Here is a 443-nt window from a genome sequence, read left to right on the forward strand (position 1 = left end):
TTTCGAGATCATCCCAGGCGCCGTGCCATTCGTTGACGACCGCCGGGCCATAGGTCTCGGTCAGGCCGTAGAGATGGGTGACGGCAAAGCCGGCATCCGCCATCCCCGACAGCACGGCTTCCGGCGGGGGTGCTGCAGCCGTGTTGAAAGTGACCGTCTGCGGAAATGCGCGCTTGTCCTCGTCCCTGGCATTGATCAGCACCGACATGACGACCGGCGCGCCGCACAGATGGGTGACGCCCTGATCGGCGATCGCATCGTAGATCGGCTTCGGCCGCACCCAGCGCAGACAGACATGGGTGCCGGCCTGGACGGCGAGCGTCCAGGGAAAGCACCAGCCATTGCAGTGGAACATCGGCAGCGTCCACAAATAGACCGCGTGCTTGGCCATGCCGGCATGGATGGTGTTGGTGTAGGCCATCAGGGCCGCACCGCGATGGTGG

Annotated in this window: 1 protein-coding gene; it reads right to left on the reverse strand. The window is 64.8% G+C overall.

Translation table 11 applies throughout. From position 1 onward, the window contains the following. Nucleotides 1–443, reverse strand: a 443-nt coding sequence (locus EOC94_RS33620) for an AMP-binding protein (RefSeq protein ID WP_148128472.1), incomplete at both ends; no start/stop codon positions are given.

This window comes from Mesorhizobium sp. M6A.T.Ce.TU.016.01.1.1 (genome assembly GCF_003997065.1).
Classification (GTDB): domain Bacteria; phylum Pseudomonadota; class Alphaproteobacteria; order Rhizobiales; family Rhizobiaceae; genus Mesorhizobium; species Mesorhizobium mediterraneum.